The sequence below is a fragment of the Streptomyces sp. NPDC100445 genome (assembly GCF_044759735.1).
Taxonomy (GTDB): domain Bacteria; phylum Actinomycetota; class Actinomycetes; order Streptomycetales; family Streptomycetaceae; genus Streptomyces.
This window is the reverse complement of sequence record NZ_JBIVZV010000009.1, coordinates 93,020-108,079: the sequence shown is the minus strand read 5'-3', so window position 1 is coordinate 108,079 and position 15,060 is coordinate 93,020. Positions and strand designations below refer to the sequence as shown.

The 15,060-nt window shown below is 73.3% G+C and carries 11 protein-coding genes and 1 pseudogene; 7 read left to right on the top strand and 5 right to left on the bottom strand.

The genetic code is table 11. The annotated features are described in order from the left end of the window. Window positions 1-530: 530 nt before the first annotated feature. Window positions 531-2,342 (top strand): annotated as a pseudogene (locus ACIQVT_RS21825) (SpoIIE family protein phosphatase); the annotation flags it as partial. On the opposite strand, the gene ACIQVT_RS21820 reads toward ACIQVT_RS21825, so the two are convergent. Together ACIQVT_RS21820 and ACIQVT_RS21815 are read right to left on the bottom strand one after the other, a co-directional pair. Further along, window positions 2,225-4,150, bottom strand: coding sequence for an SNF2 helicase-associated domain-containing protein (locus ACIQVT_RS21820; protein ID WP_403756164.1), 1,926 nt, complete (start codon window positions 4,148-4,150; stop codon window positions 2,225-2,227). The pseudogene ACIQVT_RS21825 and the gene ACIQVT_RS21820 sit on opposite strands and share 118 nt — an antisense overlap. Before the next feature lie 163 nt (window positions 4,151-4,313). Then, window positions 4,314-4,892 (bottom strand): TetR/AcrR family transcriptional regulator, encoded by a 579-nt coding sequence (locus ACIQVT_RS21815; protein ID WP_403756161.1) that lies wholly within the window; start codon window positions 4,890-4,892, stop codon window positions 4,314-4,316. 276 nt (window positions 4,893-5,168) lie between these two features. Here ACIQVT_RS21815 and ACIQVT_RS21810 point away from each other — a divergent pair, with 276 nt between their 5' ends. From ACIQVT_RS21810 to ACIQVT_RS21795, 4 genes are read left to right on the top strand one after another with little or no spacing between them, the layout of a single operon-like run. Further along, a complete protein-coding gene (locus ACIQVT_RS21810; protein ID WP_403756159.1) occupies window positions 5,169-5,750 on the top strand; it encodes a (2Fe-2S)-binding protein in 582 nt (193 codons plus the stop codon). After that, a complete protein-coding gene (locus ACIQVT_RS21805; protein ID WP_403756156.1) occupies window positions 5,747-6,739 on the top strand; it encodes an FAD binding domain-containing protein in 993 nt (330 codons plus the stop codon). Before ACIQVT_RS21810 ends, ACIQVT_RS21805 begins: the two co-directional genes overlap by 4 nt. Beyond that, complete coding sequence (locus tag ACIQVT_RS21800) at window positions 6,736-8,874, top strand: xanthine dehydrogenase family protein molybdopterin-binding subunit (protein ID WP_403756153.1); 2,139 nt, start codon at window positions 6,736-6,738, stop codon at window positions 8,872-8,874. The genes ACIQVT_RS21805 and ACIQVT_RS21800 overlap by 4 nt, the downstream gene beginning before the upstream one ends. After that, window positions 8,867-10,012 (top strand): XdhC family protein, encoded by a 1,146-nt coding sequence (locus tag ACIQVT_RS21795; RefSeq protein WP_403756150.1) that lies wholly within the window; start codon window positions 8,867-8,869, stop codon window positions 10,010-10,012. The genes ACIQVT_RS21800 and ACIQVT_RS21795 overlap by 8 nt, the downstream gene beginning before the upstream one ends. 842 nt (window positions 10,013-10,854) lie before the next feature. Here the strand turns inward: ACIQVT_RS21795 and ACIQVT_RS21790 are convergent. Beyond that, a complete protein-coding gene (locus tag ACIQVT_RS21790; RefSeq protein WP_403756146.1) occupies window positions 10,855-11,052 on the bottom strand; it encodes a DUF397 domain-containing protein in 198 nt (65 codons plus the stop codon). Further along, window positions 11,049-11,918, bottom strand: a complete 870-nt coding sequence (locus ACIQVT_RS21785) for a helix-turn-helix domain-containing protein (protein WP_403756141.1) — start codon at window positions 11,916-11,918, stop codon at window positions 11,049-11,051. Before ACIQVT_RS21785 ends, ACIQVT_RS21790 begins: the two co-directional genes overlap by 4 nt. Window positions 11,919-12,062: 144 nt before the next feature. Here ACIQVT_RS21785 and ACIQVT_RS21780 point away from each other — a divergent pair, with 144 nt between their 5' ends. After that, window positions 12,063-12,551 (top strand): ATP-binding protein, encoded by a 489-nt coding sequence (locus ACIQVT_RS21780; RefSeq protein WP_403756138.1) that lies wholly within the window; start codon window positions 12,063-12,065, stop codon window positions 12,549-12,551. Between the two features lie 141 nt (window positions 12,552-12,692). Next, on the top strand, window positions 12,693-13,172 hold the full coding sequence (locus ACIQVT_RS21775) for a hypothetical protein (RefSeq protein WP_403756135.1): 480 nt from the start codon (window positions 12,693-12,695) through the stop codon (window positions 13,170-13,172). A gap of 23 nt (window positions 13,173-13,195) precedes the next feature. Here the strand turns inward: ACIQVT_RS21775 and ACIQVT_RS21770 are convergent, their stop codons facing one another. Then, complete coding sequence (locus tag ACIQVT_RS21770) at window positions 13,196-14,725, bottom strand: helix-turn-helix domain-containing protein (RefSeq protein WP_403756132.1); 1,530 nt, start codon at window positions 14,723-14,725, stop codon at window positions 13,196-13,198. Window positions 14,726-15,060: the final 335 nt, after the last annotated feature.

The window sequence follows — 15,060 nt, the reverse complement described above, 5'->3', positions numbered from 1 at the left end:
GTCCCCGGCACCACCGGCCGACTGCATACGGGCCCGGCGTCGAGTGGCGGCGCATCCCCGGCGCAGGCCGGGTGACCGGGGGAGCGCACGGGCCTGGCGGGAACCGGTGGCGCACCGGTACCCGCCGGGTGAGGGCGGGGGGAAGGCCGCCGCGCGGTCCGGGACGGCGTGCCGACCGCCGTCCGGGGCGGTAGCGTCCCCCTAGGGGCCGACGTCACCGGCGCGGTGTCCCGCGCCGCCGGCCCGAGCCCCACCGCGGTGACTTCCCGGAGTCGCCGCTGCCAGGCTGGAGGCGCCTCGTGACGAGTGCGGGTGGTGGGGCGACGGACGCGGAGGCGCGCGACGCCGCGTTCGCCGACACGGTGCGCCGGGCGGGCGCCTCCATCGGCGCCCTCTACCTCCTCACCCCGGACGGACAACAGCTCGCCCTGGACGTGCTCTACGGGGCACCCGCCGACTTCGCGGCCCCGTGGGCCCGGATCTCGGTCGGCGCGCCCGCGCCGGTGGCCGACGCGCTGCGCGGCGACCGCATGGTGTGGGTGGCCAGCCAGGAGGAGATGGCCCGCGGTTACCCGCGCACCGCGATGGCGCTGCCGTACCCGCTCGCACTGGCCGCCGCGCCCGTCACCGGCATCCGCCGCTGGGGGGTCCTGCTGCTGATGTGGCCGGCCACCCGGCCGCCCTACATGACCCAGCGGGAGCGCGGACACATCGCCGCCGGCTGCGGACGCCTGGCCCGGCTGATCGAGGAGGCCGTCGACCACGGTGGCCTCCCGGTCGCCGGCGACCGGCCGCGCGTGCCCGCCGCCGACCGGGTACGCCGCTCCGCGGGCCCGGAGATGGCCGCGGCGGACTTCGTCGAGCGGCTGCCCGGCGGCAGCTGCGCCCTGGACCTGGACGGCAACTTCACCTACCTGAGCGCGGGAGCCTGCGACCTGCTGGGCCGCGACGCCGGTGAGCTGCTGGGGACGCTGCCCTGGCAGTCCCTGCGCTGGCTGGACGAACCGGTCTACGAGGACCGCTACCGCGCCGCCGTCATCAGCCGCGAACCCGTCGTCTTCACCGCGTGCCGCCCGCCCGACCGATGGTTGGACTTCCACCTCTACCCGGACGCCAGCGGCATCAGCGTCCGCATCGTCCCCAGCGGCGGCCGAAGACCGTCCTCGCCGGCGTCCCCGTCGTCCTCCCGCACCGTCCCGGCGACTCGCGCGGGCCGCCTCTACCAGCTCATGCACCTGGCGGCCGCGCTGACCGAGGTCGTCGGCGTCCAGGACGTCATCGACCTGGTCGCCGACCAGGTGATGCCCGCCTTCGGCGCCCAGTCCCTGGTGCTGTCCGCCGCCGACGCCGGACGGCTGCGGATCACCGGCTACCGCGGCTACGACCCCGGCACCATCGAGCGGCTCGACGGACTGCCCATCGACACCCCGTTCACCCCGGCCGGACGGGTCCTGCGCAGCGGCATCCCCCTGTTCTTCGCCGACCAGCGGGAGATGCGGCGCAGCTACCCCGAGGCCTCCGGGATCAGCGGCAAGCAGGCCTGGGCCTTCCTGCCGCTCATCGTCTCCGGTCGGCCCGTCGGCTGCTGCATCCTCTCCTACGACCAACCCCGCGCGTTCCCGGCCGAGGACCGCGCCGTCCTGACCTCGCTCGCCGGCCTCATCGCCCAGGCCCTGGACCGGGCCCGCCTCTACGACACCAAACGCGACCTCGCCCACGGCCTCCAGCAGGCGCTGCTCCCGCGCACCCTGCCCACGGTCATCGGTCTGCGGGTCGCCGCCCGATACCTGCCCGCCACCCGGGGCATGGACATCGGCGGCGACTTCTACGACCTGATCCCCCTCGGCGACAGCGCCGTCGCGGCCGTCATCGGCGACGTCCAGGGCCACGACGCGGCGGCCGCCGCGCTCATGGGGCAGGTCCGCACCGCCGTCCACGCCCATGCGGCCTTCGGCGGCACGCCGGACCAGGTGCTCGCCGGCACCAACCGGCTCGTCACCGATCTCGCCCCGGACCTGTTCACCAGCTGCCTCTACGCCCACGTCGACCTCGCCGGCCGCCGGGTGACCCTGGCCAGCGCCGGCCATCCGCCCCCCGTCGTACGGCTGCCCGGGCACGGTGCCCGGCCCCTCGTCGTGCCGCCCGGGCCCCTCCTGGGCATCGATCCCGACGCCGCCTATCCCGTCACCGAGATCCCGCTCACCCCCGGACTCATGCTGGTCCTCTACACCGACGGCCTCGTCGAACGCCCGGGAGCCGACCCCGAGGACTCCATCGCCACCCTCGCCCACCACCTCGCCCAGTCCCGCACGGACGACCTGGAGGCCCTCATCGACATCCTCGTCGGCAAGGCCGGCACCAGCTGGCAACGCACCGACGACATCGCCCTGCTGGTCCTCCAGGAGGGGTCCTTCAGTCGTCGAGGAGTTCGGTGAGGGCCAGAGCGGGGTCGTGCCGGGGCGGTCCGGCGGGCCACCAGGTGCCGGACCGTTCGCGGTACGGGTACCAGCGGCCGTCTCGCCCGTACCGCAGCTCCAGGCCCCGCCCGGACAGCGTCCACCGGTTGTCGCGGACGACGAGTCCGGGCGGCTCCTCGTCCTCCCAGCCCGTGGTGAGCGCCGTGCGCGCCCGGGCGACGTCGGCCTCCCGGGGCCGCCACGCCTCTTCGAGCACCGCCAGTCCGGCGGCTCCGCCGCACCAGCCGGTGGAGCCCGCGCGCCTGGTAGTCGCGCAGGGGCGCGGCGAGCCCGGCGGGCTGCCCGACGGGCGCGTCCCCGGCGGGATCGGTCAGCAGCGCGCGCAGGGCCCGCGGCCAGGGGCCGTCGGCGACGGCCACCTGCTCGCCGCGGATCTCCGCGTACCCGGTGAGGGCGACCGCGAGCGCCTCCACGGCGGTGAGCGCGGGCAGCACGCGGTCCCGCAGGTCACGGGCGAGACCGGGACCGACGAACACCCGGCCGCCGCGCACCCGCACCACCGGCCGCCCCGCGTCGGCGACGGCCGCCGTCTCCTCCTCGGTCAGCGGGTCCCCGTCGAGGCAGAACCGCCGGCGGAGCGCGACGGTGCCGCCCCCGCCGAGGAAGGAGCGCATGTCGGCCGGCGGGTCACCGTCCGCACCCACCGTGACCCGCGCGGTCAGCCGCCGCGCCGCCTCCTCCGGCCAGTGCACGTCGACGCCGTGCGCCCGCAGCCTGGCCGCCGCGCCGCCCAGCAACTGCCCGAACTCCTCGTCGAAGAGGTCGAGTCGGCGGGGCACCGGCAGCAGCCGGGCGAGCGGTTCCCACACGGCGGCGGCGCGGCGCACGGCGAGGACGGTGTCGGCCCGGGCGACCGGTCCGAGGGCGTGCGGGGCGCCGTCGAACAGGTCCGTGGCGGTCAGTTCCACGGTCGGGTCCGCGAGATCGGACACCAGCGGGACGACCTGGCCGGCCGGCGCGCCGTCCGCCCCGTCGCCCAGCCGCACGGCCAGCGAGACCCGCACCCCCGAGTCGACGCCCACCGCGATCCTTTCCGCCCAGGAGCGCAGGTGCGGCACGTGCTGGGGCTCGGCGGCGGCGTACGCGGCCCGGCCGGTGGCCGCCTCGGCGGCGGCGGTGCGCGGCAGCGTGTCGACGACGGCGTCCAGGAAGGCGCGCAGCGCTGGTTCCGCGGGCGGCAGCAGCTCGGTCCCGGGCAACGGCACGGCGAGGGCCTCCGGCGGGGCGGCGGCCGCCAGCTCGCGCAGGCGCAACACGTCCGCGGGGTCGAGCGGGCCGACCCGCCAGGCGTCGTGGCCACCGGCGGACACGCCGGGGAGGAGTCGCTCACGGGCGGCCAGATGCAGCGCCGACGCGGTGGCCGCACCCCAGAAGGCCGCCGCGGGGTGCACCGCCGCGTCGCCGTACTCGCGCCGGGCCAGCGCCAGGACCGGCAGCGCGTCACCGACGGACAGCCGCACGACGGGGACCGGGCGCGGCCCTTGCGCCGTGACGAGCCGGGCCTCAGCCGCGACGGTGCCGGGCAGTTGGGGCAGATCGCCGGGCAGTTCGGGCGGATCCCCGCCCTCCGGATCCCAGAAGGCCATCCGTCCGGTACGGGGAGGGTCACCCGGCTCGAAGGCGACCACGTACCGCGTCAGCCGGCCGGCGCACTCACGCCCGATCCGCACCATGGACCCCGTTTCACATAGTCAAGCTTGACTACTGATCTTCAGGGAAGCTAACGCCGGTCGGGTGATTAGTCAAACTTGATTAGAGGAAAGGGTGGCGGCTGGATCAACCGGGGTGGCGGGCGAGGTGGCTCGGCGTCGAGCCCGCCGGAATCCCCCGCGCCGGTCACTCCCGGCGCGCTCCGCTGCGCAGGCCCGCCATGACCAGGTCGAGGAGTCTGGCGGCGCGGGGGCGCCAGTCGTCACCGGGGTCGAGCTGCCACAGGCCCGCGATGGCGAGGAGGAAGTCGTCCGCGGTGACCGCGGGGCGGATGGTGCCCGCCTCCTCGTTGGCCCGGAGCAGCAGTTCCGCCGCGTCCGCCACCGGGGTGGGGGACGGTTTGGCGGGACCGCCGGGCGCGCCGGTGACCTGCCGTATCGCGTCGGCCAGTCCCGCCTTGGCCATGGCGAACTCCGCGAGTCGGTCCATCCAGGCGCGCAGGGCCTCGTCGGGGGCGCGGGTGGCGAGCAGGTGTTCCGCGTTCTCCGCGACCTGCCGCATCTCATGGCGGTAGATCTCCAGGACGAGGGATTCGCGGTTGGGGAAGTTGCGGTAGAAGGTGGCCTGCCCGACGCCGGCCTTCTTGGCGATCTGGCTCAGCGGGGTGCCGGCGCAGCGCGACAGTTCGGTGAGCGCCACCTCCAGGATGCGCTCGCGGTTGCGCTGTGCGTCCGAGCGCCGGGCTGAGTCCTTGTCCTGCGGCACTCGTCCTCCTCGAGGCGTGGCCGAACCTCGCCCTTGCTAAGCGGACAACTGTCCGTTACGTTTTTCTTGAGCGGACAGTTATCCGGTTACGTTCACCATAGCGGCGTCGGCGGCCCCACGGGAGCCGTCGGCCGCCCCCGTGGGACCCCGCTCCCCGCACCTTCCCCGCACCTGCGTTTCGCCCCGCCCCGCGGCACCACCGCACGACGTACTCCCCGCGCCGCCTCTCCGGCCGCCGGCCCACCGTCCGTCCCGGAAATGCGAAAGAAGCAGCTCATGGCCTCATCGACGTCCAGTGTCATCACCTTGAGGATCAACGGAGAGAAGCACACACTGCCCGTCGACCCCCGCACCACCCTGCTCGACGCCCTGCGCGAGCGCCTCGATCTCACCGGCACCAAGAAGGGCTGCGACCAGGGGCAGTGCGGGGCCTGCACGGTGCTGCTGGACGGACGCCGGTCCGTGGCCTGCCTCCAGCTGGCCGTGGCGGCCGAGGGCCGGGAGATCACCACCATCGAAGGCGTGGCCGACGGCGACCGGCTGCACCCCGTCCAACAGGCCTTCCTCGACCTGGACGGATTCCAGTGCGGCTACTGCACACCGGGCCAGATCTGTTCGGCGATCGGCATGCTCGAGGAGCACGCGGCGGGCTGGCCGAGCGCCGTCACCGAGGACGTCCGCCCCGAAGCGGCGCCCCCACCCCTGACCCCGGAGGAGATCCGCGAGCGGATGAGCGGCAACCTGTGCCGCTGCGCCGCCTACGTCGCCATCGTCGACGCGGTGGGCCGCGCCGCCGGGACCCGGCCGGACGAGGGACGCGTGCAGCCCGCGACGGGCACCGAGGAGGCTGTGGCATGAGGGAGTTCGACTACCAGCGGGCGCACGACGTCGCCGGGGCCGTCGCCCTGCTCGGCACCGATCCGGACGCCCGCTACCTCGGCGGCGGCACCAACCTGGTCGACCTGATGAAGACCGGTGTCGAGCGGCCCGCGCGCCTCGTCGACATCCGCGAACTCCCGCTGGACGCCGTCGAGATCACCCCGGAGGGCGGGCTGCGGATCGGGGCCACCGTCACCAACGGCGACCTGGCCGCCCACCCCGAGGTGCGGCGCCGCTACCCCGCGCTCGCCCAAGCGGTGCTGGCCGGTGCGTCCGGCCAGCTGCGCAACATGGCCACGGTCGGCGGCAACCTGCTCCAGCGCACCCGCTGCGGCTACTTCACCGACGTCTCCCAGCCCTGCAACAAGCGGGTCCCCGGCAGCGGTTGCCCCGCCGTCGAGGGCGAGCACCGCAACCACGCGATCCTGGGCGCCTCCGACCACTGCGTGGCCGTACACCCCTCGGACATGGCCGTGGCCCTGACCGCCTTCGACGCCGTGGTCCGGTTCGAGACGGCGGACGGACCCGGACAGCTGCCGCTCGCCGACTTCTACCTGCCCGTCGGGGACACCCCGCACCGGGAGACCGCCCTGCCGCCGGGCGCGCTGATCACCGGCGTGACGCTGCCGCCCGCCCCGGTCGCCGCCCGCTCCCGCTACCGCAAGGTCCGCGAGCGCGCCTCCTACGCCTTCGCCATCGGCTCCCTCGCCGCCGCGCTCGACGTCCGGGACGGCGTCGTCCGGGACGCGCGCCTCGCCCTCGGCGCCGTCGCCTCCCGTCCGTGGCGGGCCGCCGCGGCCGAACGCGTCCTGATCGGCGCGCCGGCCACCGCCGAGACCTACGCCGCCGCGGCGGACGCCGAGCTGGCGGCGGCACGGCCGCTGCCGCACAACGGACACAAGGTGCACCTCGTCCGCAACCTGGTGGTGTCCGTCCTGACCGAACTCACCGAGGAGGCCGCACGATGAGCGCCGTCACCACCGGAACACCCGCGCAGGCGCCCTCCGTCGGCACCGGACACACCCGGGTCGAGGGCAGGGACAAGGTCACCGGAGCGGCCCGCTACGCGGGCGAGGTGCCCTTCACCGACCTCGCCCACGGCTGGCTGGTGCTGTCCACGGTCGCGCGGGGCCGCGTCCGCGCCCTCGACACCGAGCCCGTCCTCGCCATGCCGGGCGTGATCGCCGTACTGGACCACCGCAACGCCCTGCGCCTGGACACCGACTACACCGGCCTGCTGGGCATGCGCCCCGACCCGACCTGCGCGGTATTCCAGCACGACCGGGTGCCGCATCGCGGCTGGCCGGTCGCGCTGGTCGTCGCGGAGACCTCCGAGCAGGCCCGGGAGGCCGCCGAGACGCTCGTCGTGCACTACGAACAGGAGCCGCACGACAGCGTGTTCACCGGCGAGCGGCCGGACGCGTACCCGCTGGACGGCCACATGCCGGCGGTGACGGAGAAGGGGGACCTCGACGCCGCGCTCGCCTCCTCGCCCGTCGTCGTGGACGCCGAGTACACCACCCCCGAGGAGCACCACAACCCGATGGAGCCCCATGCGGCGACCGCCCGCTGGGACGACGGGCAGCTCGAGGTCGTCGACTCCAACCAGGGCGTCACCTGGGTCGCCGGCGAACTCGCGAACCTCTTCTCCCTGGACCCGGCCTCCGTGCGCGTCCGCTCCGAGCACGTCGGCGGCGGCTTCGGCAGCAAGGGGGTCCGCGCCCACCAGGTCGCCGCCGTGATGGCCGCGACCGTCCTGCACCGGCCCGTACGGGTCGTCCTGACCCGTCGCCAGATGTTCTCGCTGGCCGGCTACCGCAGCCCCACCACCCAGCGCGTCCGGCTCGGCGCCGACACCGCCGGACACCTGCGCGCCCTGGAACACCGGGCCGTCAGCGCCACCTCCACGGTGCACGAGTTCATCGAACCGAGCGCCGGGGTGGCGCGGGTGATGTACGACGCCGAGGCCCACCACACCGCCAACCGCCTCGTACGCCTCGACGTGCCCACCCCCACGTTCATGCGCGCCCCGGGCGAGGCACCCGGCTCGTTCGCGCTGGAGGCGGCGCTCGACGAACTCGCCGAGAAGTGCGGCCTCGACCCGGTCGAGCTGCGGCTGCGCAACGAACCGGACAAGGGCCCGGTGTCCGGCCTGCCGTTCACCGGCCGCCACCTGGCCACCTGCTTCCGGGAGGGCGTCCGTCGGTTCGGCTGGGCGGACCGGGACCCGCGTCCCGGGGTGCGCCGGGACGGCCGCTGGCTGCTCGGCACCGGTACGGCCGCCGCCTCCTTCCCGGCGGGCGCCGCGCCGTCCACCGCCGCCGTCACCGCGCACCCGGACGGCGCCTTCACCGTGCGGATCTCCGCGGCCGACATCGGCACCGGCGCCCGGACCGCGCTCACCCTGGTCGCCGCCGACGCGCTCCAGGTGCCGCCGGAGCGCGTCCGGGTGCGCATCGGGGACAGCGCCTTCGGCCCCGCGATGATCGCCGGCGGCTCCATGGGCACCCGCTCCTGGTCCTGGGCCGTCCAGGCCGCCGCCGGTGACCTGCGCGAACGGCTCGCGTACGGCGCCGACATCCCGCCGGAGGGCATCACCGTACGCTCCGACACCACCGCGGCCGTCGCGGCGCTGCCGCCCGCCGAACGCCACTCCTACGGCGCGCAGTTCGCGGAGGTCGCCGTCGACGTCGGCACCGGCGAGGTGCGGGTGCGGCGCATGCTCGGCATCTTCGCGGCGGGCCGCATCGTCAACCCGCTCACCGCCCGCAACCAGTTGCTCGGCGGCATGATCTGGGGCATCTCCATGGCCCTGCACGAGGAAGCCGTCCGGGACCGCGCCTCGGGCGGCCATGTCGGCGCCGACCTCGCGGGCTATCACGTCGCCACCCACGCCGACGTGCCCCGTGTCGAGGCGGACTGGCTCGACGACACGGACCCCGACGACCCGGTCGGCATCAAGGGCATCGGAGAGATCGGCATCGTCGGCGCCGCGGCGGCGATCGCCAACGCGGTCTGGCACGCGACCGGCGTACGCCACCGCGACCTGCCCATCCGGCCGGACCGCGTGCTGTCGGCCGCCACGGGAGCCCCGGATGCTTGATCTGGCCGCGGAACTGCGCCGGTGGACCGAGGAGGGCCGGGAGTTCGCCGTCGCCACCGTGGTGTCGGTCACCGGCAGCGCGCCGCGCGGTCCCGGCGCGGCCCTCGCCGTGGACAGCGCCGGCACGGTCATCGGCTCGGTCTCCGGCGGCTGCGTGGAGGGCGCGGTGTACGACCTGTGCCGTGAGGCGCTGCGGACCGGGGACAGCGTGCTCGAACGGTTCGGCTACAGCGACGACGACGCCTTCGCCGTGGGGCTGACCTGCGGCGGGACGATCGACGTACTGGTCACTCCGGTGGCCGCCGAGGCCCGCGTGCGCACCGTCCTCGGGTCGGCGCTGTCGGCCGCCGCGCAGGGCGAGCCGGCGGCCCTCGCCCGGGTCGCCCGGGGCCCCGCCGAACTCCTCGGCCGGGCCCTGCTGGTCCGCTCCGACGGCACGGTCGAGGGCACGCTCGACGACCGGCCGGAGCTGGACCGGGTGGCGGCGGCCGAGGCCCGAGCCCGGCTGGAGGCGGGCCGCACCGGCACGGTGGAGCTGTCGGCGGACGGAACGGGAGGGGGCGGCTTCCACTGCCCCGGCGGCCTGACACTGCTGGTCGAGTCCAACGTGCCGCCCCCGCGCATGATCGTCTTCGGTGCGGTGGACTTCGCGGCGGCGCTGGCCCGGGCCGGCCGGTTCCTCGGCTACCACGTCACCGTCTGCGACGCCCGGCCGGTCTTCGCCACGCCGGACCGCTTCCCGGACGCCGACGAGGTCGTCGTCGACTGGCCCCACCGCTACCTGCGGTGCACCGCGACCGACGCCCGTACGGTCCTGTGCGTGCTCACCCACGACGCGAAGTTCGACGTACCACTGCTGAAGATGGCCCTGCGGATGCCGGTCGCGTTCGTCGGGGCGATGGGTTCACGCCGCACCCACGAGGACCGCAACCGGCGCCTGCGCGCGGAAGGCGTCACCGATCGCGAACTGTCCCGGCTCCGCTCACCGATCGGCCTCGACCTCGGCGCCCGCACACCGGAGGAGACCGCCCTGTCCATCACGGCGGAGATCGTCGCCACCCGCCACGGTGGCACGGGAGCCCCGCTGACCGACGCGACCACCCCGATCCACCACACCCCCCACCCGGCGGTCGCCTGACACCCCGATGAGCCCGGAACGGGCCCGGCGGACCTCGCAGCCGCTGCCCGGAGTCCCCGCGGAAGGCGTGCCGTCCCGCACCTGTCGAACTTCCCGCTCGCCCGGCTCGTCCGGATGCGAGCCCGCAAGAAGCACGGCCGACCGTACTTCTGCCGGGGCAACCGCCTGGGCTGCGCAGACCGCAGGTGATCGACTGAAGGCAGGCGCGGACGCCCCGGGCACCCGCTGCCGCACGGCCACCGGCCGGGCGGTGCAACTGGGAACCGCGGGACATCAGCAGCACTCTTCTTCAGCCGACGGCACAGGGCCGCGGCTCCGCACCACTCACGGGGAACTCGCCATGAACACCAAGCGCTCAACCTTGCTCGCCGTCGCGGGCACGGTCTTCGCGCTGTCCCTCACCACCTGCCAGGCGACACGGACGGCAAGCCGGCGTCCTAGGGCACCGCTCCGGCCGCCGCTTCGGCGTCCTCCTCGGCGACCGTGGCGGCGGGGAATGAACTGACCGCCGCCCCGCCGCCCCGCCGCCTTCGGGCTTCCGCACGGCCATCACCGTGAGGACGGCGCGGCCTAGGACCGCGAGCTGGCAGTGGCATCGGCGGACAGGCGGGTCCGGCAGGGGCGTCGCCCCCGGGGCAGGTGAGCTGCACCGTCCAGAAGGGTCCGTCGTGCCCGTGACCGCCGTGAACGACGTGGCCGAGTGCGGAGCTGACCGCCGCCGAACTCCCAAGGAGGGCGTCAGGGGAGACGGCGCCAGGCCGAGCCCCGTACCTTCCCAAGGTCACTGTGGGAGCCCTGCCGTCCATGACCGGGCGACAGGGCTCAGGCTTGGCGTACGACCGTCAGGCCTCCCCGACGAACCCCGCCCACGCCTCACGCGACACCCGGACGACGGGTCCGGTCACCGCCTTGGAGTCACGGATGTGTACGGATCTCGTGTCCGCAGCTATCTCGACGCACTGACCGCCTTCGGTTCCGCTGTAGCTGCTCTTGAACCAAACGAGGTCCGACGTGACGGTTGAGGACTCAGCGTTGCTCATAGCGATCCCAACAACCCTTCGATCAACTTCAGCGACTCTCGCGGAGTGAGAGCTTGCGATCGGATAATCCCATAGCGGGCGGCGGCGAGAACCGTCTGCTCCGGGTCGGTCTCGAGGGTGCTGGTCGCATGTGCCTCGGAGTATACGAACTTCGTGCTGTCCTTCTGTGTGAGCACGGTGAACGGTCCATTCACGCCCGCGTTGTCCTCGCAATCGACCGGCATGACTTGGATCTCCACGTTCCGCTTGTCGCCGATCAGCAGAAGATGCTCCAACTGGCCCCGTAGTACTTCCTTGCCGCCGTAGCGGTGTCGCAACACCGCCTCGTCCGTCACGAAGCTCAGCAGTGGTGCGGGCCGACGCTCTAAGATGTCCTGCCGGGCCAGTCGGGCGGTCACTCGCTGCTCGATCGTTTCCTGGTCAAGGGGTGGGCACCGCATTGCGAGCATGGCCCTCATGTAATCCTCGGTCTGCAGCAGGCCGTTGACGACATGAGTGTCGTACATGAGCAGCTCAAGGGCCTCCTTCTCCAGCGTCGCCATCCCCTGGAAGAACACCGGATACTGAGCCCGTTCCACCTGCTCCTTCCACACCGCCAGCAACCCGCCCGCATCCAGGACCTCGTCCGCCCGCTCGATGGTCCGGGGCGACGGGATCCGCCGCCCCTGCTCGTACGACGCGACCGTGGACGCCGAGTACCCGATCCGCCGTCCGAACTCCTCGCGCTCCAGGCCCGCCCGCATCCGCAGCGTCTTCATCGTCTGCCCGAACGCGACGACCACGGCCTGGCCGGACGTGTCCGCCGTCGCCCGTCCCGCGTCGTCCGCCACCACGGCCTCGGCCCTCTCGTGCGTACCCTCGGTCATCGCTACCGCCTCCCTGACCCAACGCCGTTGCGGCGGCCTCGTCACGCCGCGCAGCACGTACGCCTACCGCCACAGCGAGTACAAGGAGCTGCGTCGGTGCGTCACCGCTGGTCACGACAAGCGGCGGAGGACACCGTTGTCGGCGTGACGAACCAACTCCCCACCCCCGTCAGCGCCTCTCGACCCGTCCGTGCCGGCGATGACTCCAGCCATACCTTCGAGATGCGCTTCACCTCCACCCCGCGCGGCGCCCGCCTCGCCCGCAGGCTGGCCGCGCACCGGATGGACACCTGGGGCATCCCCTACGGGACCGGTCCGCACGAGGAGATCGCGCTGGTCCTCGGTGAGCTGACCGCCAACGCCGTACGGCACGGCCACGTCCCCGGCCGGGACTTCCATCTGCTCCTGCGCATGACCGCACCCGCCCGTACGATCAGGATCGAGGTCACGGACACCCGTACCGAACGCACGCCGCCCCGACCGGAAGCGCTGCCCGCTCCCGGCCCCGAGGGCACCGACGGTCGAGGGCTGCTCCTGGTCGCGGCACTCGCCGCCCGCTGGGGCTGGCACCTCCGGTCCGCAGGCCCGGGCAAGACGGTCTGGGCGGAGTGCGTGTTCGCAGCCCACAGGTGACGCTTTGACCTTGAAATGACACTCGCGACGCTCACCTGACGCCTGCGCTGACGGTGCATCAGACAACCTGTCGGCAGGTCGGACCGCTATCCCTCCCCGGAGGCCGCCCGGCGCGATGAACTGACCGCGTACGCAGACCATTTGCTGAGCAGCGCCCGGGACCAGTTACTCAGCCCCTTCGTCCCCGTCTCCCTCGCCGAACTGGTCGGCGGGACGCGTGACGAGAATCTGCGGGCAGGGCTGGCCGGCCTCTTCGACACGATCCGGGGTGTCCTCCCCCCGCTCTCGTCGGAAGACATCGGATTCCGCACGATGGAGGGCGGTACCGACAATCCGGGGTGGTTCGCACGGAGCAGTTCGCTGGATCGGCCCACCGTCGTGAACCGGAACATCTCCGGTGGAACCCTGCGTCATCTCCGGTGGAACCCTGCGTCCTCTGCGGCGCCCCTCGCCGATCTGTACGGGGATGCCGGGCCTTCGGCGCGGCCGTCGAGCACCAGAAGACGGCACTCGGTCTCGATGCGGTGCGCGGGCGCCTGCGCGGCGGCAGTGGAGGACGCCGAACTCCACGAGATGAGATGCCGCCGCGCCCTTCCCTGGCCTGCTGAACAGCAGGTCTGATGGGGCGTGGCGGCATCCGCACATCAGATGTCCCGGAAGATCTCGATCTGGGCGCCGATCGAGTTCAGGCGTTCGGCGAGGTCCTCGTAGCCGCGGTTGATGACGTACACGTTGCGCAGGACCGACGTGCCCTCCGCCGCCATCATCGCCAGGAGCACGACCACCGCGGGGCGCAGAGCCGGCGGGCACATCATCTCGGCGGCGCGCCAGCGGGTCGGACCCTCGACCAGTACCCGGTGCGGGTCCAGGAGTTGGAGCCGGCCGCCGAGGCGGTTGAGGTCGGTGAGGTAGATCGCGCGGTTGTCGTAGACCCAGTCGTGGATGAGGGTCTGGCCCGAGGCGACCGCCGCGATGGCCGCGAAGAACGGGACGTTGTCGATGTTCAGGCCCGGGAACGGCATGGGGTGGATCTTGTCGATCGGGGCTTCGAGCTTGGAGGGGCGGACCGTGAGGTCCACCAGCCGGGTGCGGCCGTTGTCCGCGAAATACTCGGGGCTGCGGTCGTGGTCGAGCCCCATCTCCTCCAGGACCGCCAGCTCGATCTCCAGGAACTCGATGGGCACCCGGCGCACCGTCAGCTCCGACTCGGTCACCACGGCGGCGGCGAGCAGGCTCATCGCCTCTACCGGGTCCTCGGAGGGGGAGTAGTCGACGTCGGTGTCGATGTTCGGCACGCCGTGCACGGTGAGCGTGGTGGTGCCGATGCCCTCCACCTTGACGCCCAGCGCCTCCAGGAAGAAACACAGGTCCTGGACCATGTAGTTGGAGGACGCGTTGCGGATGACGGTGACGCCGTCGTGCCGGGCGGCGGCCAGCAGCGCGTTCTCGGTCACGGTGTCGCCGCGCTCGGTCAGCACGATCGGCCGGTCGGGGCGGACCGTGCGGTCGACCCGCGCGTGGTACTGGCCCTCGGTGGCCGCGATGTCGAGACCGAACCGGCGCAGCGCGATCATGTGCGGCTCGATGGTGCGGGTGCCCAGGTCGCAGCCGCCGGCGTAGGGCAGCTTGAAGTGGTCCACGCGGTGCAGCAGCGGGCCGAGGAACATGATGATCGAGCGGGTGCGGACGGCGGCCTCGGCGTCGATCGCCGCCATCTCCAGCTCGGCGGGCGGGACGAGTTCCAGGTCGACGCCGTCGTTGATCCAGCGGGCGCGCACGCCGATGGAGCTGAGGACCTCCAGGAGGCGGTACACCTCCTCGATCCGCGCGACCCGGCGCAGCACCGTGCGCCCCTTGTTCAGCAGCGAGGCGCACAGCAGGGCCACGCAGGCGTTCTTGCTCGTCTTGACGTCGATGGCGCCGGACAGGTGGCGTCCGCCGACCACGCGCAGGTGCATCGGACCCGCGTAGCCGAGGGACACGATCTCGCTGTCGAGGGCCTCGCCGATGCGGGCGATCATCTCAAGGCTGATGTTCTGGTTGCCGCGCTCGATGCGGTTGACCGCGCTCTGGCTGGTGCCGAGCGCCTCCGCGAGCTGCGTCTGCGTCCAGCCCCGGTGTTGCCGGGCGTCACGGATGAGCTTGCCGATGCGTACGAGGTAGTCGTCTGACATGAGATTGAGGCTATCTCAGATATGAGATGGCGCCCGTCGGGGGGTCCATTCGGGTGACGGCCCTTCGGGTGGCCCCCTGGTGACGGGAGGTCAAGCCCGTACCGGCCCGGATGTCGCATTCGGCTCATACAAGGGCATTCATGCCTGCCGGGCGCGTCTCGGGCGTGTCTCGGACGACTCGAGGTCGCACTCCGGGTGTGCGCCGGGCGTGCCTCGGGTGTGCGTCAAGCGCGTCTCGGTCGTATCCCGGGCGCGCGCCCGCAAGGGACTTCCCACCCACCCCGGACCCCGTCCTCGTCGGGTCGGGCATGACCATCCGGCGCCCATGTACTAGA

Bases quoted from the DNA above. Each gene is read 5' to 3' on its own strand.
- ACIQVT_RS21820 (WP_403756164.1), bottom strand. From the start codon at position 4,150: ATGGTGCGGATCGGGCGTGAGTGCGCCGGCCGGCTGACGCGGTACGTG.
- ACIQVT_RS21810 (WP_403756159.1), top strand. From the start codon at position 5,169: ATGGCCTCATCGACGTCCAGTGTCATCACCTTGAGGATCAACGGAGAG.
- ACIQVT_RS21805 (WP_403756156.1), top strand. From the start codon at position 5,747: ATGAGGGAGTTCGACTACCAGCGGGCGCACGACGTCGCCGGGGCCGTC.
- ACIQVT_RS21800 (WP_403756153.1), top strand. From the start codon at position 6,736: ATGAGCGCCGTCACCACCGGAACACCCGCGCAGGCGCCCTCCGTCGGC.
- ACIQVT_RS21795 (WP_403756150.1), top strand. From the start codon at position 8,867: ATGCTTGATCTGGCCGCGGAACTGCGCCGGTGGACCGAGGAGGGCCGG.
- ACIQVT_RS21790 (WP_403756146.1), bottom strand. From the start codon at position 11,052: ATGAGCAACGCTGAGTCCTCAACCGTCACGTCGGACCTCGTTTGGTTC.
- ACIQVT_RS21785 (WP_403756141.1), bottom strand. From the start codon at position 11,918: ATGACCGAGGGTACGCACGAGAGGGCCGAGGCCGTGGTGGCGGACGAC.
- ACIQVT_RS21770 (WP_403756132.1), bottom strand. From the start codon at position 14,725: ATGTCAGACGACTACCTCGTACGCATCGGCAAGCTCATCCGTGACGCC.